Here is an 18,477-nt window from a genome sequence, read left to right on the forward strand (position 1 = left end):
GAGGTGATAAATTAGGAGCCGCATGCCCCTGGCTACCATCGAAGAGGCGATCGACGAGATCCGCCGCGGCCGGATGGTCATCCTGATGGATGACAAGGATCGCGAAAACGAGGGCGATCTCTGTATGGCGGCGGAAAAGGTCACGCCCGAAGCGATCAACTTCATGGCGAGGCACGGTCGCGGTTTGATCTGCCTCTCGCTGACCGAAGAGCGCGTCCGGCAGCTGAACCTCAACATGATGGTTTCGGAGAATACCTCCCCGTTCGGCACCGCTTTCACGGTCTCGATTGACGCCGCTTCCGGGATCACGACCGGCATATCGGCCGCCGACCGCGCCAAAACCATCCTCGACGCGATCGCCGACGACGCCAAACCGCAGGACCTCGTGGTTCCCGGCCATATCTTCCCGCTCCGCGCCAGAAAGGGAGGCGTCCTGGTGCGCGCGGGGCAGACCGAGGGATCGGTCGACCTCGCCCGCCTGGCCGGGCTCAAGCCGGCGGGAGTGATCTGCGAGATCATGAAGGACGACGGTACCATGGCGCGGCTTCCCGATCTGATGAAGTTCGCGCGGCGCCACAAGCTCAAGGTCGTGACGGTCGCCGACCTGATCCAGTATCGCCTGAACTACGACTCGCTGGTGTACCGCGCGGCCTCGGCGCCGCTGCCCACGCGCGTCGGCGGCCGTTTCGAGGCCGTGGTCTACAACACGCACGTCGACCAGAGCGAGCACCTGGCGTTGATCAAGGGGGAGATCTCACCCAGGGAAGAAACCCTCGTGCGCGTGCACACCAAGTACGTCCCCGGGGACGTCTTCGGATTCGAGCTGCTCAACACCGGCGCGGTCATCCAGCGTTCGATGGAGATGATCGCCGCGGAAGGCAAAGGGGTCATCCTCTATCTTCAGCCCGAGCACAAGGGGGTGCGGCCGCTGACCGTAACCTATCCGAGAGTCGAAGGGAGGCAGCAAAAGGACATGAACCCTTCCTTCGTCTACCGCGCCGATTTCAAGGAGTACGGGATCGGGGCGCAGATCCTGCGTGACCTCGGGGTGCGCAAGATGCGCCTGCTCACGAACAACCGCAAGCACCTGGTGGGTCTGCGCGGTTATGGCCTGGAGGTCACCGCTCTGGTTCCGATCCCGAGGGAAAACCCGTTGCGCGAAGCGCCGAAGCCGAAGAAAGCCAGAGCGACGACCGGGTGAGCGTCGCCGGGTTGACGAGCTGTCCGGGAGAGGAGTCATGCCGATTTACGAGTACGCCTGCCGCCGCTGCGGCCACAGTTTCGAGCAGGTCGTTTTGTCGAAGAGCGAGCAGATCCGCTGCCCAAAGTGCGACAGCCGCAGCATCACCAAACAGCTGTCCGTTTTTCGTTCCCCCGCGGCGCGCGCGGCTGGCGAAAGCACGGCCCCGACAGGCGGCTGCGGCTGCACGCCCCAGGGCTGCGGCTGTCGTTAGCCCTCTTCGGGACGCTGCAGGTATTTGGCGAGCTCCGTCCGGATCCGGTTCAGCGCCTCGCCGACATTGGAGAAGACCCGCTCCTGAACGAGTTGGCCCCGCACCCAGTAATCGAGGGAAGGCGCGTCGGTGAAGTTGATGTCGACATAGCGCTCTCCCACCGGCTCCCCCGTGATGATCACCCGGACTGAATAGCCCGCGTCGATCACCACGCCCCGGGCGCCAGCCGGCAACGGCAATCCGTTTTTTATTTTGGCGAGCTTTTCCGGCGGGTAGGTGCCGACCTCCATCGAGAAGTAGGCCCACTGCCCCGGCGCGACCTCGACCTCTCTCAGGATTCGCGGGTTGATGTCGACGAGATTCCTGGCCGCCTGCTCCTGGTCGTAGCCTTTGAGGATCTCGTAGGCCCAGCGCTCGACGATCCCGCGCGCCGGCGCGGCGGGCCGCCGCTCCTTGACCGGCCCGCGGTCGATCCACCACTTGGTTTCCTCCAGGGTCGCGGTCTTTTCGTCGGGCATAGGCTGGTCTTCTTGCGGTCCGGCGGGCCGGTCGCTAGATCTTGAACTCCTCGAGCGTGTTGGGGGCGAACAGCGATTCGATCGCCGGCTTCCGCTTGAGCAGTCCCTGCTCATGGGCGTACTGGACCAGCGTCTCGAGCACGTGCCGGTTCGCTTCCAGCCCGTAGGCCCAAGGATCCGGGCCGAGGATCTCGCGCTCTTTTTCCATTTCGTCGATGGACCATGCCATCATGTACTTGAGCGCGGAGAACTCGTACATCGCTTCCTGGCAGATACGCTTCGACTCCTCGAAGGCCTTGAACAGGCTCTGTGCCACCCAGGGATGCTTTTCGTAGAATTCCTGGCGCAACGCCACCGTGTGCATGATCGGGAAGATCCGCGTGCGGCGGAAATAATCCTCCTCGACCTCGCGGAAGTTGGGAATCAGGCGGCGCACCTTGGGCGAGCGCCGGACGAACGGCGACGGCATGTGCGCGGAAATCATCGCGTCGATCTCCCCGTTCTCGAGCATCGACGAAAGCGTCTGGTCCGGCCGGATGGGCCGGATATCGATGTTGGCCGGCAGGTCGTGCTTGATCTTGTCTTCCCGGCCCGGATGCTCTTCCCCGCCGGTGAACCACTTCATCGCGTGCGGCGGAACCCCGTACTCGTGCTGCAAAATCCCCCGGGCCCAGATCGCCATCGTAATCTGGTACTCGGGAACTCCGACGCGCTTGCCGGCCATGTCGGCCGGTTTTTCGATTCCGGAGCCGGTGTTGACGTAGATGCAGGAATGGCGGAAAGCGCGTGACGGGAAGACCGGAATCGCGATCAGCTTCGGAGATCCTTTCTCCCGAGCCATGAGGTAGGAGCCGGTCGACAGCTCCGCAGCGTCGAACTCGCCGTAGCGCAGCATGCGCCAGAAGGTTTCTTCGACCCTCAGCGGCAGGTAGGTGAGGTCCACCCCCTCCACCTCGACCCGGCCGTCCTGCAGCGCCCGCGTCCGGTCGTAATCCCAGCAGGCCAGCGTAAGCCTGATCCTCCCCATCCTGACCTCCGTTCTAATCGCTCGATGCCGTCTCCAGACCGGCGAAAAACTCGCCCGCCCCCACCGTGAATTGTTCGTTTTCCCCTCGGAGCACCACCGCAGCTTCGCCCGAGGCCAGCGTCGTTCGCCGCTCGACGGTGTACGGCTTGCCGCGAAACGTGACCCGCGAGCCGGGGGCGTACGGCCTCAGCCGCTCGTGGTCAGACTGCGGTTCGATCCTCTCCATCGCGCTATTTTTCTAGCATAACATGGCCGGAAGCGAAACGGAGGCCGCGGTGAGCCCCGGCAAGCTCCGCGTTGACAACCTCGCGCCCGCCGACTACTAAAGAGCTCGTTGGCGCCGGGAGCGGCGCCCGGGGATATGAGCACCAGGACGGACCAGCGATGCGCGTAGCGGTCGTCGGCGCTGGCGCGGTGGGCGGCTATTTCGGCGCCCGGCTCGCAGCCGCGGGAGAGAGCGTCGTATTCGTCGCGCGCGGAGCGCATCTGGAGGCGATGCGGCGCGACGGTCTGGAGGTTCGCAGCCCGGGCGGCGACCTGCGGATCCGAGACAGCCTGTGCGTTGCGGATCCTGCCGCGGCCGGCCCGGTGGATCTCGTGCTCTTTTGCGTCAAATCCTACGATACCGACGGGTGCGCCGAAACCCTCGGTCCTCTTCTGGGGCAGCAAACGGCGATCCTCTCCCTGCAAAACGGCGTCGACAACGCGGACAAGATCGCGCGGCGTTGGGGCGAGCGCCGCGTGCTGGCGGGAGTAGTCTACCTGGCGGCGAGGCTCGCCGGGCCGGGGCGGATCGAGCACACCGCCGAGGGGCGGATCGTGTTGGGCACGCTCGACGGTTCCACGGGGACGGTCGCGGGCGAGGCGGCCAGGGTTTTTGCGGCTGCGCAGATCCCGTGCAAGATCAGCCCGGAGATCCGGCGCGTGCAGTGGGCCAAGCTCCTCTGGAACGCACCGTTCTGTGCCATCGCGGCGCTCACCCGCGCAACGGTTCGCGAGATCGTCGAGTCGGAGTCGCTTTCGCAGCTCGCGCTCGACTGCATGACCGAGGTGCGGGAGGCTGCCGCGATCCGGGGAATCGTCCTGGCTCCGGAAACGGCGCGCGCTTCGCTGGAATTCTCGCGCAGCCTGGGGGAGTTCAAACCCTCCATGCTCCAGGATCTCGAAGCGGGAAAACCGCTGGAATACGAGGCCTTCAACGGCGTCGTGGTGAAGCTTCTGTCCGAGGCCGGCAAGAAGGCGCCGATCAACCAGCTCTTCTACGGGATGCTCGGTCATCTGGACGCGAGGATTCGCGCCGCTTCGTCCGGGCGGCCGAGAGCATGAAGCGACGGCGCTCGTTTGTCGTCCGCAGCCTCGCGGGAGTCCTGTTGCTGGTTGCGACTGCTCGCGGTGAAGCTCAGGAGAACGCTCTGGTCGCGCGCGGCCGCTACGTCTTCGGTGCCGCGGGTGGTTGCGCGTGCCACACCGACCCGAAGGGAACCCGCAACGCGGGCGGTCGGGCATTCCCCACGCCGTTCGGCACCGTCTACAGCACCAATCTCACCTCGGACAGGGAAACCGGGCTCGGAAGCTGGACCGACTCGCAGATCGGGGCAGCGCTGACCCGGGGGGTCCGCCCCGACGGAAGCCGCATTCTTCCGGTCATGCCCTACGAAGCCTATTCAGGGATGGCGCGGGAGGATCTGAACGCCCTGATCGCCTACCTTAGAACGCTGAAGCCCGTCAGAAAAGCCACGTCCCCTCTGCGGACGCGCATCCCGTTTCTCCGCGGCCTCGGGGTGCCGCTCTGGCTCAAGCTCTTCGGACGTTTCTCGTCTCCCCCGGATCGGGCGCCACGGAGCGGCGTCGAGCGGGGACGTTACCTCGTCGATCACGTCGCGGTTTGCGGAGACTGCCACACGCCCCGAAACGCGCTCGGCGCGCCCAAGCGCTCGCTCTACCTGGCAGGCGTGGATCAGGCGCACGGTCCTCTCGGCGAGGCGGTGCCGAACATCACGCCGGACAAGGAAACCGGGATCGGGACCTGGAAGCGCGAAGAGATCGCCGAGCTGCTGCTGACCGGAACCAAGCCCGATCTCGACAACGTCCAAGGGCTGATGGCCGAGGTCGTCGAGGGTGTGGGCCACGGCTATAAAGACCTGACACGGGAGGACGCGCTCGCGATTGCCGACTACCTGAAAACCGTGCCGGCGATAAAAAACAAGATCGACTAGACCTGAGAAACGCTTCCCGGAGCGCCGCGCGTCGAAAGCTCAGAACGCCCGACAGCGAGCGCTGGATACCACCGCAGGCGAGCGCCCGCGCTGCGGAGCTCCTAATTGCGCGGCACCTGCTTGAGCACCTCGGCGAGGATCTGATCGGCGGTGACGTTTTCCGCTTCCGCCTGAAAGTTGAGGATGACCCGGTGGCGCAGCGCCGGGTAGATCATTTTTTCGACGTCCGCGTAACTTACGTGAACACGGCCCTCCGCCAGCGCGTTGGCTTTGGCCCCCAGGATGATCGCCTGCGCTCCGCGCGGGCTCGAGCCGAACCGCAGATAATGTTTCACGGGGGCGGCGGACGGGCCTCCGTCCTGCCCGTTCGGCTGCGTCGCGTGCACCAGGCGCACCACGTAGTCCTCGATCGGCGGCGCGATCAGCACCTGGCGGACCAGCCGCTGCATTTCGTGGATCAGCTGGCCGCCGTCCTCCGGCAGGATCCTTCCCGTGGCCGGGATCTCGGCACCCGTCGTCCGTTTCAGGATCTCCCGCAGCTCGGCGGGCGAGGGCGGCAGGACCAGCAGCTTGAAGAAAAATCGATCGAGCTGCGCCTCCGGAAGAGGGTACGTTCCCTCCAGCTCGATCGGGTTTTGCGTCGCCAGCACCATGAACGGCGCCTCCAGGCCGTGCGATTCGCCGAAGACCGTGACCTGCTTTTCCTCCATCGCCTCGAGCACCGCCGACTGCGTCTTGGGCGTGGCCCGGTTGATCTCATCGGCGAGAACCACGTGGGCGAAGATCGGGCCGCGCTTGAAGTGGAACTCCCGCGCACCGTCGGTTTCCGAAAGCACCTGTGTGCCGACGATGTCCGACGGCATGAGGTCGGGGGTGAACTGGATACGCTTGAAGGAAACGCCAAGGGCGCTGCTCAGGGTTTTCACCAGCAGGGTTTTCCCCAGGCCGGGAACGCCTTCGAGAAGGACGTGGCCGCCGCTGAAAAAAGCGATCAGCACGTCGCGAATGACCTCCTCGTGGCCGACGATGACCTTGCGCACTTCGCGCTCCAGCTGGGCGAAAATCTCGCGAAACTGTTCCGGCTCCATCCGTTCCTTTCCCGTCTCAGCGGATCATTCCCCGGTATTCGAGCGGAATGTTCTGCTTCTCGCGCGGCGCGTCGGGAACGTGCACCGGCAGCGGCGTGTTGCTCACCGGGACTCTGGGACGGGCCCTCTTCGCCGCCTTCCCCTCCCCCACGGACGCCGCTGCCGCGTCAGCCGTAAGCTCCTCCGGCAGCTGCACGGTCACGTAACCGGCGCCCTTGAGCCCCTGTTTTCCCTCTTCCCCCGGCTTGACGAAACGCTCGGCGGGCGGCGGGCCGGTCGGAATTTCCTCCGGCCGACTGCCGCCCATCCTTCCTTCCGTTCCCCCTTGCGCCTTGCCCGGCCTTTCTCCGCCTTCCTGCTTGCCTGGCTGGGGCTGATTGCCGCCCTGAGATTTTGCCGGACCGCTGTTCTTCTCGCCTTCTCCCGGCGGCGGCGCCGTGTTGCCGCTCTTTCCCTGCTCGAGCGCCGAATTGCGCTGCGCCGCGATCTCGCCCTTGCCGTCCCCTCCCCCCTGCCTCGGCCCGCCCGGCCCCGGACCTTGCTCCTGGAGCTCGGTTCGGACCCCGCCGCCGCCCGGTTGCTGCGCGTTGCGCTGGCGCTCCGCCTGCTCCTCCAGCCCCTTGAGCGCGGCCGCAGTCTGACCCAGCAGGTTGCGCTCGTCCGACTGCCGTTCTTTCTGCCGCTGCTCCTCGACCTGCTCGCGCGTCTCGGCGGCCAGCTCGCGGCGTTCTTCAGCCGTGGCCCTCGGATCCTGAGCCTTCGCCGCAACGGCCCGCACGCGCTCGGCGAGCCCGGCAAACCGCGGCTGGCGCGCCAATCGATCGGCGAGCTCGAGAAGCCGCTCAGGGGTGGACATCCTCGATTGCGCCAGGGGCAAAAAGAGATGGAGCAGCACAACCGCCAGCACGGAGCCGGCGGCGGCGGCCGGGAAAGAGCGCTTGATCCGGTAGGCGAAATCGCGCTTCAGATTCACGCTTGCGGCGAGCTGCGCCGCCTCGCTGCGCAAACGCTTCACGAGGGCACCGGAGACCGACGCGGGCTCGAGTGTGGCGAGCGTGAGGAAACGATCGGCCGCATCCTTCCTTTGGTCGAGAAGCCGCGCGGCAAGGCCGGGTGTCGGCGCTCGCCGGCGAAAGCGTGCCACGGCGGCGGTCAGCGCCGCTCCAAGGACCGCTGCCGGCAGCAAGACCGCCGCAAGCGGCGGGATGCGCCCGTTGCGCCCGAGCACGGCCGCGATGTAGAGGGCCGCAAGCAACGGGGGACCCCAGGCCAGCGCCAGGTCCCCGAGGACCTGGCGGCGCAACCGCCTGTAAAGCCTTTCGATCAGCCGCTCCGGGGCGTCGCCGCCTCGCTGGGCGCCCGGGAAAATCCGCATGGCCGAAACTATAACACGTCGGGACCGGGCGATAAATCGCGCGCTCAGCGGCGGCGCACGAGATCCTTCTTCCCGCCGGAAGCGCTCTGCTTCGGCTGGAAGGTTTTCACCGCCTGGCTGTGCGCGTCGAGGGTTTCCGAAAACAGATGGGTGCCGTCGTTGCGCGAGACGAAGTAGAGATACGGCACGTCGGCCGGCTGTAAGGCCGCTCTCAGCGAGGCGAGCCCTGGATTGCAGATGGGCCCGGGCGGCAATCCGGGAATCCGGTAGGTGTTGTAAGGGCTCCGGCTCTGGAGGTCCTTGCGCGTGAGATTGCCGTTGAAGTCCTTGATGCCGTAGATCACCGTGGGGTCGCTCTGCAGCGGCATCTTCAGCCGCAGGCGGTTGTGAAATACGGCCGCGATCAGCGGTCGCTCGGCGTCGATTCCCGTCTCCTTCTCGATGATCGAGGCGAGCGTCACCACCTCGTGGGCGGTGAGCGGTGTGGTCGCCGCTTCCCGGCGCACGAGCGAATCGAATGCTTTGCGGAATTGCTCGGACATCGCGACGATGATCTCGCGCTCGGAAAGCGACGGCGCGAAATGGTAGGTGCTCGGAAAAAGATATCCTTCGATGCCCTTGTCGCGCAGCCCCAGGCTCGACAGCAGCTCGGGGTCGGCGGCCGCCTCCAGGAACTTTTCCTTGTCGACGATTCCCAGATTGGCCAGCAGCTCACCGATCTCTTCGACCGTGAGCCCTTCGGGGATCGTGACACGATGGTAGACGCCCTTGCCCGAGGCCAGCTGCCGCAGCACCTGGTGCGCCGACAGCGGCGTTTCGAAGCGATAAACGCCCCACTGGACCCGCTTTTCGAGTCCCGCAAGCCGCGCCCAAAGGGAAAACAGCCTCGCGTGGACGACGATGCGCTGCTCGCTCAGCTTACGAACGATCGAGGAGAGCGGCTCCCCCTGTTCGATTCGGATTTCCGCGGTTCCGGGCGGCTGCCAGGGCGGGAGAAAGATCGCGGAGCCCGCCAGGGCCGCGGCCAAAAGAACCCCGCCGGCGAGCAAACCGACGGCGGTTCCGAGACGCTTCACGGCGAGACGTCGGCGCACCGGCTCGGAGCCGATGCGCGGCTAGTTCTGGGTGAGGTTGACCTTCATCCAGCCCTCGACCTGGCGGAGGAATCCGGCGAACGGATCTTCTCCCGGCTCGGGCGCAAAATACGCTTTCCGGGCATAATCGAGCGCTCCGGAGTAATACTCGAATTTTTTGGAAAGCTCCTGGAAAAGAATGAAGCCGGTGCGGTACAGCGTCAGATCGAGCTCCGAGACCGTCCAGTACGAGCGCGTGCCTTCGCGGATGTAGTAATCGAGGTACCCCTGACCTTCGACGTGGCTGCGGAAGATGCCGCTCATGAAGAGCGCGTAATCCCCGATGTACTTGCGCAGCTCCCTGTGGCGCAGGATGTTGGTTTCGTCCGTGGCGTCGAGCGGGTTTTGCGACAGCATTTCGACCACGCTGTCCACTTTGCGTCCGCCGCGGCGAATGCGGTAGAGTTTGTCGGCGCGTGCAAAGTCGGTGAGGACGTCGGCGACGTAGCCCGCCACGGTCGCATCGTAGATGCCGAGCTGCCAGAAGCTTTGCCGCACCATCTCCAGGAAGAACCGATGCAAGCGGTTGTCCGATTTCGTTTCCATAGCTATGGCCATCATATCAAAGTTGACCGGGGATGGAAAGATTTTGACTTTCCGGCGCCGACCGGCCGCGAAATCGGCGCACCGGCGGGCGGCAACTCTCCGTCCCGCTCTCCTACGGGACTTTTGCGGTTGATCTCGCCCGGATACAGGAGACACATGAACAGGCATGAAGGGTCGGTACAATGGCAGCGCTCCGGCCTTGAACGGGGGGTTCTATGGCAAGAGATCTCAAAGAGGATTTCTTTCGCCTCGATGGCGCCTGGGCTTCGTTCGAGCTGATGTCGATCCGCAAGCGCGAGGACTACCTCAAGCCCTTTCGCGTCCTCAGGTGCAAGATCGACGATCAGGTCGATTTTCAGGCTCCCGAACTGCTCCGCAACACCACCCAAGCGACGGTTCTGATCGAGATATTCGGGCAGGAAGAGCTGGTCGCCGCGACGGGGCGAGGCCCGGTGCACGCGGTGGACAGCGCGATGCGCAAGATCCTCGAAAAACACTACCCCCAGCTGGCCGAAGTCAAGCTCGAGGAATTCGACGTGCGGCTGCTCCACCACGGCGCGCTCGTCCGCGATGATGAGGAAGGGGGCGCGGGAGCGCTCGTCCGGGTTCTGGCGATCTTCTCCGACGATCAGGAGCGCTGGGGCACGGTGGGAGTGGCGGCCGACATTCTCCAGGCGAGCGTCGAGTGCATCATCGACGGCCTGGAGTGGAAGCTCCGGGGCGAGCAGAAGCACTGACGCCGCAGATCGGCGCTCCGAAACGAGGTCTCAGCCGAGCGAGGTTTCGGAACGCGCCAACGAGGGCAGGTAGGCGTCGCGCAGGTACTGCGCCATCATGCGCTGGGTATTGAAGAACGCTCCGTTGATGCTGATCGCGTAGCGCATGACCTCGGCGAACTCATCCGGCCGGTTGTAGAAGAGCGGCAAAATGACGTTTTCGAGCTTCGAGTAAAGGGAGCTCACCTCGGCCTGCGGGTCGTTCTCCGGGTCGTCCGGCTCCCCGATCGACCATCCGGTCACGCCCTCGATGTGTCCTTCGACCCACCAGCCGTCGAGCACGCTGAAGCTCGGCACGCCGTTGAGCGCCGCCTTCATACCGCTCGTCCCCGAAGCCTCCTGGGGTCGGAGCGGCGTGTTCAGCCACACGTCCACGCCGGAGCAGATCAGCTTGCCGAGGTTCATGTCGTAGTTCTCGAGGTAGACCACGCGCACGTCCGACGCCAGTGCGGCCGCCGCCTCGAAAATGCGCCGGATGATCGCCTTTCCGGCCTGGTCGCGCGGATGGGCCTTGCCGCCATAGATCAGCTGGAGCGGCCCCGAGCGGCGGGAGATCTGCTTGAGCCGCTCCAGGTCGGTGAACAGCAGATCGCCGCGTTTGTAGGCCGTGGCCCTGCGGGCGAAACCGATGGTGAAGACGGACTCGTCGAGCGCGGCCCCCGTCAACCACCGCACCTGTCGGAACAGCTCGCTCTTGGCGCGCGCATGCGTTTCCCGGATGTCGCGCAGCGGGATCCCGACGGCGTAACGCAGATACCAGCTGTCGCTGCGCCACTGCGGGATGGTTCGATCGTAAAGCGCCGCGAACGGCGCCGACGTCCAGGTCCCTGCGTGAACGCCGTTGGTGATCGCGCCGATGCGGTAGCCGGGAAACATTTTTCTCGAGACCTCGCCGTGGCGCATCGAAACGCCGTTGGCGAAGGAGGAAAGCCGCAGGGCCAGCTCCGTCATGTTGAGCGAGCCGTCGAGCAGCTGCATCCGCTTGAGCAGCTCCGCCCGCTCCTCTCCCAGCGCGTCCCGGACCAGCTCGTGCGAAAACCGGTCGTGCCCGGCCGGCACCGGGGTATGCGTGGTGAAAACGCATCGCTGCCGGACCGACTCGATCTCCCGCTCGCCGATCGCCTGCGGGACGCTGTTCCCGAACTGCTGTTCCAGCAACGCCATCGCAACGAAGGCCGAATGGCCCTCGTTCATGTGGTACAGGCGCACGTTGCTGTACCCCAGGGCACGGATCATCGCCACCCCCCCATAGCCCAGGACCACCTCCTGTCGCAGCCGGTAATGCTCGTCCCCCCCGTAGAGATGATCGGTCAGCGTGCGATCCCGCGGATCGTTTTCCTCAAGGCACGTGTCGAGCAGGAGCAACGGAACCGTGTGGCCGGTCACCCCGCGAAACAGGTATCGCCAGGCGCGCACATACACTTCCCGCCCGTCGATCGAGATGGTCACTTTGGGCTCCAGGGGCTCGAGATGGTCCTCCGGGTTCCAGTGGGACGGGCTTTCGAGCTGGTTGCCCTCGGAGTCGAGCCGCTGGTCGAAGTATCCTTTGCGGTGGAGGAGGGTTATGGCGACCATGGAGATGCCGATGTCGGCCGCGGAACGAAGCATGTCGCCGGCCAGAATCCCCAGACCTCCGCTATAGGTCGGAATCGAGGAATCGATGGCGACGTCCATCGAAAAGTAAGCAAAAGTCCCGAGGAGCCCGTCGAAAGTGGGCGGTTTCATAATTCTGTTTGGCAACCGGGAGGCTTGGAGGAATTTTGAGCGGGCACTCTAAGGTTTTGATTTTCCTTGCTTTTCAAAACAGCGTAATTTTAGCATGGACGCACCCCGGCAGCAAATTCGCCACTGGCCGTTTTACCCACGGCCATCGTCCCAAGTAAACGAAAAATGTCTGGAAATCGCCTCCTTGGCTGCTACCTGCGCTAGGAACGTCTGGGCGAGACGGCCTCTGAAACCCTGAGCGACGGCCGGCCTATGTGAATGTGCGCACCGGTGGCGGCTCCCGCGGCTGCATTGCGAAAAGCAACGAAGGGAATCCCGGACCGGCGCAGGTAAGCGATCAAAGAGCGCCCCTCCGGACTGTCCGGGTGCAGGGCCACGTCGAGAGCATCGCGGTGGTCGAACCTCAGCCGGTCGTGGGTCGGCGTCTGACCGCGCGCGCTCACCGGCAGGGGGCGGCCGAACGCGCGGGAAAAAAAATCCTCGATCTCGCGCGCGTCGGCGAGCGACCACCGTCCGGTTCCATCGAACCGTATCGCGACCGCGCCGTTGTTTGCCGCGGGCACCTCTTGCGCCCGGCCGGCCAGCGCGGCTTCGGCCAGGGCATTTTCGTTCTCCCGTATCGAGCGCGCCAGCTCGGCGATCTTGCGATCGAGCTCCCGGAGCGCCTCGTCTGCATCCTCGACGTCGCGGCGCGCAATCAGCCCGCGCTCGTAGAACGAACGGCGTTTGCCGACCTCGACCGCGAGTCGCAAGTGCTCCCGCTCGTAGATCTCCATCAGCTCTCGCGAGCGGGCCAGGGTTTGCCGGATGCTGGCGAGCAGCTCCGCGCGGGCCTCTGCGGCGACCCCGGAGGTGCGACTGCCGGAGGACGCCGTTCCGGCCGAGCCGACCGGAAAAACGCCGGCGCAAAGCACGCAGGCCATCAAAATCGAATCGCGGGTCCGGACTCTCATGCAGCGACCGACGAACGGCCAAGTCTAGGGGCTAATCGTCCCGGCGTCAAGCAATCGCCCGAACCTTTCTTGACAACCCGGGGTCCGGGCCCTAGGCTGATCGCATTGGTGACGCTGAATCACGGAGACCTCCATCGATGGCCGCATCCGAACGGGATGTCATGATCTGGCGCCGTGCCGCGGACCTGCTCCAGCAGGCCGAGCGCATCCATAGAAATTTTCTGCAGCTCGCAACCGCAGTCCAGTACCGGGCTCCCCAGGGCCGACTCACCTCGTGGTCGCCGCCGGTCAACGTGGTCGAGACCGAAGAATCGCTCTGGGTCATGGCCGCCCTGCCCGGGGTGGCGGCGGAGCGGGTCGACATCCGGCTCGAAGGATGCGAGCTTCGCATCGCGGGCGAACGTCCGTTGCCGAAGTGCTGCCGGGACGGAGAGCTGAAGGTCTGGGAGGTGCCACTCGGCCGCTTCGAGCGGCGCCTCAGCCTGGTCCGACATCAGAATCCTCTGAAAATGGGAGAGATCGTCTTCCAGAACGGATTGCTGATCGTCGAGCTGAAAAAATAAAGGCCATGGCGGGATCAGCGGAACCCCTGAAATCCACGCCCCGTCTTCACGTGCCGCCCGGGGCGCTCGTCATCCTGCCCCTCCGCAATTCGGTGCTCTTCCCTTCGACCGTGATGCCCTTTATCATCGGCCGGCCGGCGAGCCTGCGGGTGGTCGAGGAGGCTGTCCGGCAGGAATTGACCATCGGCTTCGTCACTCAGCGGGACCCGCGGGTCGAAACGCCGCGGCCCGAGGACCTCTATCCGGTCGGCACGGCCGCCGGAGTGCTGCGCATGCTCACGCTGCCCGACGGCCAGAGACAGGTGATCGTGCAGGGGCGCCAGCGCTTCGGGATCGCCGAGTTCCTCGAAACCGATCCGTTCCTGATCGCGCGCGTCACGATGATCGAAGAGACGGTTCCGACCACCAAGGAGTTCGAGGCGCGAGTGCTGCACCTGCGCCAGCTGGCGGCGAAGTCCCTCTCGCTGATGCCGCAGCCGATGAGCGAGCTGATCTACACCATCGAAGGCATCCAGGACCCCCGCGTCCTGATCGACATCATCGCCTCCACCCTCGACCTGCCGCCAGCGGAAAAACAGGAGATCCTGGCGACCTTCGACGTGGAGGCGCGCATCCAGAAAGTCTCCGAGAAGCTGGCGCGCCAGATCGAGCTGCTCGAGCTGACCAAGAAAATCGGCGAAGAGACCAAGGAGTCGATGGACCGGGCACAGCGGCAATATTTCCTCCGCGAGCAGCTCAAGGCGATCCAAAGAGAGCTCGGTGAAGAAGACGGCAGGAGCGTTGAAATCGAGGAGCTGCGAAAAAAAATCTACGAGGCCAAGATGCCTCCGGAAGTGGAGCGAGAGGCGCTTCGGGAGCTGGCGCGGCTCGAGCGCATGCCGGAGGCCGCCGCCGAATACTCGTCGCTCAGGACCTACCTCGACTGGCTGATCGAGCTGCCGTGGAACGTCACCACGCCTGAGCAGATCGATTTGGCGCGGGCGCGGGCGATCCTCGACGCCGACCACCACGGGCTGGAAAAGGTGAAGCGCCGCATCATCGAGTTTCTCGCCGTGCGGAAGCTCAAGCCCGAGGGAAAGAGCCCCATTCTGTGCCTGGTCGGTCCGCCCGGAGTCGGGAAGACCTCACTGGGGCAGAGCATTGCACGCGCCATGAACCGCAAGTTCGTCCGCCAGAGCCTCGGCGGCGTGCACGACGAGGCCGACATCCGCGGCCACCGGCGCACCTACGTCGGCGCGTTGCCCGGCAACATCATCCAGGGGATACGCAAGGCCGGCACCAAAAATCCCGTCTTCATGCTCGACGAGATCGACAAGCTCAGCGCGAGCTTTCACGGCGATCCGTCCGCGGCGCTGCTCGAGGTCCTCGACCCGGCGCAGAACGCCACTTTCCAGGATCACTACCTCGGCGTGCCCTTCGACCTCAGCCAGGTCCTTTTCATCGCGACGGCGAACGTCCTCGACACGATCCCCGGACCCCTGCGCGACCGCATGGAGGTGCTGGAGCTCCCGGGCTACATTGAGGAAGAGAAGCTCGCGATCGCCAAAGGATACCTGATTCCGCGCCAGATCGCCGAAAACGGCCTCAAGCCCGACGACGTGGTCTTTACCGACGAGGCCGTCCGCGGGATCATCCGCTTCTACACCCGGGAGGCCGGCGTGCGCCAGCTCGAGCGCGAGCTGGGAAGCATTTGTCGCAGCGTGGCGACCCGGATCGCGGAAGGCTTCCAGGGAAAAGTGACCGTGACGCTCGAGTCGCTCCCGAGCTACCTGGGGCCGCACAAGTTCTTCAACGAGATTGCGCTCCGCACCAGCCTTCCGGGCGTCGCCACCGGTCTCGCCTGGACCCCCTTCGGGGGCGACATCCTGTTCATCGAGGCGACCAAGATGCCCGGCGAAGGGCATCTGATCCTTACGGGCCAGCTCGGCGAGGTCATGAAAGAAAGCGCCCAGGCCGCCCTGAGCCTCGTCAAGTCGCGCGCCGAGGCCCTGGGAATCGATCCCGATACCTTCAAGCGCCACGATCTGCACGTTCACATACCCGCCGGCGCGATTCCCAAGGACGGGCCGAGCGCCGGCGTCACGCTGTTCGTCGCCCTTGTCTCCCTGCTCACCGGCCGGCGGGTGAGCAAGGACGTGGCCATGACGGGGGAAATCAGCCTGAGAGGCCTGGTGTTACCGGTGGGAGGAATCAAGGAGAAGGTCCTGGCGGCCAAGCGGGCGGGCATCCGCTGTGTTCTGCTTCCCGACCTCAACCGCAACGACATGGAGGAGATTCCTTCCTCGGCGCGCGAGGGTATCCGGTTCGAGTTCCTCAAGACCGTGGACGAGGCCCTGCAGCTGGCGCTGGAACCCGAAGTCGCGGAAGAGCCCACCGAGGAGCGGCCCGAGGCGCCCCCGCTCGCTTGAGGCCGCGCCGTCAGGCGTGGGCGTCGGCCCAGTTCCGGGCCACGTGGATTTCCACCGCGAGCCCGCAGCGCAGCTCCGCCGCGTGTGTCATCTCCTGCTCGATCAGCGCGCGCGCCCGCTCGAGCCTTTCCTCGGGAATCTCGAACACCAGCTCGTCGTGCACGGTGAGAAGCATTTTCCCGACCGGCTCGCGCCGCAGCGCGGAGTCCACGCGGATCATGGCCTGCTTCAGGATGTCGGCGGCGCTTCCCTGGATCGGCGTGTTCAGCGCCATGCGTTCTCCCAGCGCCCGCAGGCGGAAATTGGCCGAGTTGAGCTCCGGCAGGTAGCGCCGGCGCCCGAACATGGTGGTGGTGAAGCCGTTGATCCTGGCCTGCTCGACCTGCGTTCGCAGAAAGTCCTTGACCTTCGGAAACTGGGCGTAATAGGCGTCGATGAACTCCTCCGCGACGTCGAGCTCGACGCCCAGGCGCTGCGAGACGCCGAACGCCGACATGCCGTAGGCGATCCCGTAGGAGAACTGCTTGACGGCGCTGCGCATCTCGGGGGTCACTTCGGAGAGCGCCACGCCGTAGACCTTGGCGGCGATCGCCGCATGAAAGTCGCGGCCGTGCGCGAACGCCTCGAGGAACTGCTCGTCTCCCGAGAGATGCGCCAGCACGCGCAGCTCGATCTGCGAATAATCCGCCGACAGCAGCACGTGGCCCGCCGGCGCGATGAAAGCCCGGCGGATCTGCCGGCCGGTCTCGCCGCGAATCGGAATGTTCTGCAGGTTGGGAGCGGTCGAAGACAGCCGGCCGGTCGCGGCGGTCGTCTGCTCGTAGGTGGTGTGGATGCGCTGCGTGCGCGGGTCGATCAGGCCGAGCAGCGCTTCGGTGAAGCCGGTCCGCAGCTTCGCCACCTCGCGGTACTCGAGCAAGCAGCCGACGATCGGATGGGCGCCTGCGATTTTTTCCAGCTCCGCCGCGTCCGTCGAGTACCCGGTCTTGATCCTCTTGGTTTTGGGCAGCCCGAGCTTCTCGAACAGAATCCGCTGCAGCTGGGGATTCGAGTTGACGTTGAACCGCTCTCCCGCGAGCTCCTGGACCCTTTGCTCGAGCGCGCTCATTTTCTCGCGGAACTCCGCGTTGAGCTTCTCGAGATAAGCGCGGTCCACCAGAATCCCCTCGTGCTCCATGCGTGCCAGGACCCCGACCAGGGGAAACTCGAGGCGCACGGCCAGCTCCCAGAGCTCGCGGCTGCGGAGCTGGCTTTCCAGGACCCCAGCCAGCGAGCGAACCGCAACCGCCTCCCGGCAGACGCGGCCTCGCTCCTGCTCGGGGAACGCGAGGGAGGGTTGCTCCGCGGCGCTCCCGACGCCTTCCTCCTCGAGCGTAACGCCCAGATAGCGGCCGACCGTTTCCCCGAGGCTGTAACCTCGTGCCAGACCCGGCTCGAGCAGATAGGCAGCGATCTTGGTGTCGCAGCGCAGTCCCCGCAGCTCGATGCCCGCAGCCAGCGCCGCGCGGCAGAGAGGCTTGGCGTCGTGCGCGATCTTTTCCCGGCGCGGGTCCTCGAGAAAATCCTTCAGCCCGGCGAGCGCCTCGGGAAAACGCGCGACGCGCGCTTCGCCCGCGGCACTGGAGGCCGCGATCCAGTTCGCGCTCCAGGCGAGCGCGACCGGGCCCTCGCCCAGCTCGCGGCCCGGGCCGAGATCTCCGACCGATCGGAGCTCCACCGAATCCGAAACGTCCGGGGCCGGATCCTTGAGCTCCTTAAGGCGCTCGTGCAGCGTGCGAAACTCCAGCGCCGTAAAGAGCCTGCGGACCTCCTCGTCGTCCCACGGCTCGAGGCGCAGGCTCGCCGGCTCCGTCTCCAGCGGCACGTCGTCCCGAAGCCGCCCCAGCTCCTTGTTGAGGCGCACCTGCTCCGCGTGCGCCTTGACCGCGTCCCTGAGCTTCGGGGTCAGCTCGTCGGCATGGGCGATCACCTGCTCGATGTCGCCGTACTTGGCGATCAGCTGCGCGGCGGTCTTGTCGCCGATCCCGGGAACGCCCGGGAGATTATCCGAGCTTTCTCCCTTGAGCGCGACGAAGTCGATCCATTTTTCCGGCGGCACGCCGTACCGCTCGGCGACCCCGGCCGCGTCGTAGCGGGTCACGTCCGTGATCCCGCGCCGCGTCATCACTACGGACACGCCGTCGCGCACGAGCTGCAGGATGTCGCGATCGCCGGTCACGATCACCACCTCGGAGCCCTCCTCGCGACAGCGGCGCGTCAGGGTGGCGAGCAGATCGTCCGCCTCGTAGCCTTCGAGCTCCAGTGCGGGAATCCGCAGCGCCTGGAGCACCTCGCGGATGAGCGGCAGCTGTTGCCGGAAGGCGTCGGGGGCTTCCGCCCGCCCGGCCTTGTAGTGCTCATAGCGCTCGAGCCGAAACTGCGGCGCTCCTTTATCGAAACAGACCACGACCGCGTCGGGTTGCTCCTCGGCCATGAGCTTGATGAGCATCGAGGTGAAGCCGTAAACCGCGTTGGTGACCTGGCCCGAAGAGGTAACCAGCGTCTCCGGCAGGGCGAAAAAGGCGCGATAGGCGAGCGAATGACCGTCGAGCAGGAGGACCTTGCGCCGCCCCTTCGCGCTTCCTGCCGCAGGCGTCGCGTTCTTGTTCTTTGCGGCCACGCGCGTACTCTACCGGTCTGCGGCGCGTCCGGCAAC

Annotated in this window: 17 protein-coding genes; 7 read left to right on the forward strand and 10 right to left on the reverse strand. The window is 65.5% G+C overall.

Going from position 1 to position 18,477, the window contains the following annotated elements; genetic code table 11:
• The first annotated feature begins 22 nt into the window (after window positions 1-22).
• Both ribB and VNN77_03465 read left to right on the forward strand, forming a co-directional pair.
• Window positions 23-1,201: a 3,4-dihydroxy-2-butanone-4-phosphate synthase gene (gene ribB, locus VNN77_03460; protein HXG50448.1), complete on the forward strand. Its 1,179-nt coding sequence runs from the start codon at window positions 23-25 to the stop codon at window positions 1,199-1,201.
• A gap of 37 nt (window positions 1,202-1,238) precedes the next feature.
• Window positions 1,239-1,454 carry an FmdB family zinc ribbon protein gene (locus VNN77_03465; GenBank protein HXG50449.1) on the forward strand — a complete coding sequence of 72 codons (216 nt, stop codon included), beginning with the start codon at window positions 1,239-1,241 and terminating at the stop codon, window positions 1,452-1,454.
• Here VNN77_03465 and VNN77_03470 read toward each other — a convergent pair.
• The 3 genes from VNN77_03470 to VNN77_03480 are packed head-to-tail and all read right to left on the reverse strand — an operon-like array spanning window position 1,451 to window position 3,225.
• Window positions 1,451-1,972, reverse strand: a complete 522-nt coding sequence (locus VNN77_03470; GenBank protein HXG50450.1) for a hypothetical protein — start codon at window positions 1,970-1,972, stop codon at window positions 1,451-1,453. The two genes, VNN77_03465 and VNN77_03470, sit on opposite strands and share 4 nt — an antisense overlap.
• Window positions 1,973-2,006: 34 nt before the next feature.
• A complete protein-coding gene (locus VNN77_03475; GenBank protein HXG50451.1) occupies window positions 2,007-2,999 on the reverse strand; it encodes a PhnD/SsuA/transferrin family substrate-binding protein in 993 nt (330 codons plus the stop codon).
• Between the two features lie 13 nt (window positions 3,000-3,012).
• On the reverse strand, window positions 3,013-3,225 hold the full coding sequence (locus VNN77_03480) for a hypothetical protein (protein ID HXG50452.1): 213 nt from the start codon (window positions 3,223-3,225) through the stop codon (window positions 3,013-3,015).
• Window positions 3,226-3,383: 158 nt separating this feature from the next.
• On the opposite strand from VNN77_03480, the gene VNN77_03485 reads away from it, so the two are divergent.
• Window positions 3,384-4,325 (forward strand): 2-dehydropantoate 2-reductase, encoded by a 942-nt coding sequence (locus tag VNN77_03485; protein ID HXG50453.1) that lies wholly within the window; start codon window positions 3,384-3,386, stop codon window positions 4,323-4,325.
• Complete coding sequence (locus tag VNN77_03490) at window positions 4,322-5,215, forward strand: cytochrome c (GenBank protein ID HXG50454.1); 894 nt, start codon at window positions 4,322-4,324, stop codon at window positions 5,213-5,215. The genes VNN77_03485 and VNN77_03490 overlap by 4 nt, the downstream gene beginning before the upstream one ends.
• A 101-nt stretch (window positions 5,216-5,316) precedes the next feature.
• On the opposite strand, the gene VNN77_03495 is transcribed toward VNN77_03490, so the two are convergent.
• Genes VNN77_03495 through VNN77_03510 form a run of 4 tightly spaced genes read right to left on the reverse strand, consistent with a single transcriptional unit; the run spans window position 5,317 to window position 9,357 of the window.
• Window positions 5,317-6,303, reverse strand: a complete 987-nt coding sequence (locus VNN77_03495; GenBank protein ID HXG50455.1) for an AAA family ATPase — start codon at window positions 6,301-6,303, stop codon at window positions 5,317-5,319.
• A gap of 16 nt (window positions 6,304-6,319) precedes the next feature.
• Window positions 6,320-7,678: a hypothetical protein gene (locus tag VNN77_03500; GenBank protein HXG50456.1), complete on the reverse strand. Its 1,359-nt coding sequence runs from the start codon at window positions 7,676-7,678 to the stop codon at window positions 6,320-6,322.
• A 44-nt stretch (window positions 7,679-7,722) separates the two neighbouring features.
• Complete coding sequence (mltG, locus tag VNN77_03505; GenBank protein HXG50457.1) at window positions 7,723-8,754, reverse strand: endolytic transglycosylase MltG; 1,032 nt, start codon at window positions 8,752-8,754, stop codon at window positions 7,723-7,725.
• A 39-nt stretch (window positions 8,755-8,793) separates the two neighbouring features.
• Window positions 8,794-9,357, reverse strand: a complete 564-nt coding sequence (locus VNN77_03510; GenBank protein ID HXG50458.1) for a hypothetical protein — start codon at window positions 9,355-9,357, stop codon at window positions 8,794-8,796.
• A gap of 215 nt (window positions 9,358-9,572) precedes the next feature.
• Between VNN77_03510 and VNN77_03515 the strand changes: the two genes are divergently transcribed.
• Entirely contained in the window at window positions 9,573-10,094 is a 522-nt protein-coding gene (locus VNN77_03515) for an alpha-isopropylmalate synthase regulatory domain-containing protein (GenBank protein ID HXG50459.1), read from the forward strand.
• 30 nt (window positions 10,095-10,124) lie between these two features.
• Here VNN77_03515 and glgP read toward each other — a convergent pair whose 3' ends face one another.
• Together glgP and VNN77_03525 are read right to left on the reverse strand one after the other, a co-directional pair.
• Window positions 10,125-11,858 carry an alpha-glucan family phosphorylase gene (glgP, locus tag VNN77_03520; protein ID HXG50460.1) on the reverse strand — a complete coding sequence of 578 codons (1,734 nt, stop codon included), beginning with the start codon at window positions 11,856-11,858 and terminating at the stop codon, window positions 10,125-10,127.
• A gap of 200 nt (window positions 11,859-12,058) precedes the next feature.
• Window positions 12,059-12,811, reverse strand: coding sequence for a hypothetical protein (locus VNN77_03525; GenBank protein ID HXG50461.1), 753 nt, complete (start codon window positions 12,809-12,811; stop codon window positions 12,059-12,061).
• Window positions 12,812-12,948: 137 nt separating this feature from the next.
• Between VNN77_03525 and VNN77_03530 the strand changes: the two genes are divergently transcribed.
• A complete protein-coding gene (locus tag VNN77_03530; GenBank protein HXG50462.1) occupies window positions 12,949-13,374 on the forward strand; it encodes an Hsp20/alpha crystallin family protein in 426 nt (141 codons plus the stop codon).
• 5 nt (window positions 13,375-13,379) lie between these two features.
• Complete coding sequence (lon, locus tag VNN77_03535; protein HXG50463.1) at window positions 13,380-15,782, forward strand: endopeptidase La; 2,403 nt, start codon at window positions 13,380-13,382, stop codon at window positions 15,780-15,782.
• Window positions 15,783-15,792: 10 nt separating this feature from the next.
• Here the strand turns inward: lon and polA are convergent, their stop codons facing one another.
• Window positions 15,793-18,441 carry a DNA polymerase I gene (gene polA / locus VNN77_03540; GenBank protein ID HXG50464.1) on the reverse strand — a complete coding sequence of 883 codons (2,649 nt, stop codon included), beginning with the start codon at window positions 18,439-18,441 and terminating at the stop codon, window positions 15,793-15,795.
• Window positions 18,442-18,477: the final 36 nt, after the last annotated feature.

It is taken from the genome of Candidatus Zixiibacteriota bacterium (assembly GCA_035574315.1).
Lineage (GTDB): Bacteria > Desulfobacterota > Binatia > UBA9968 > UBA9968 > DATLYW01.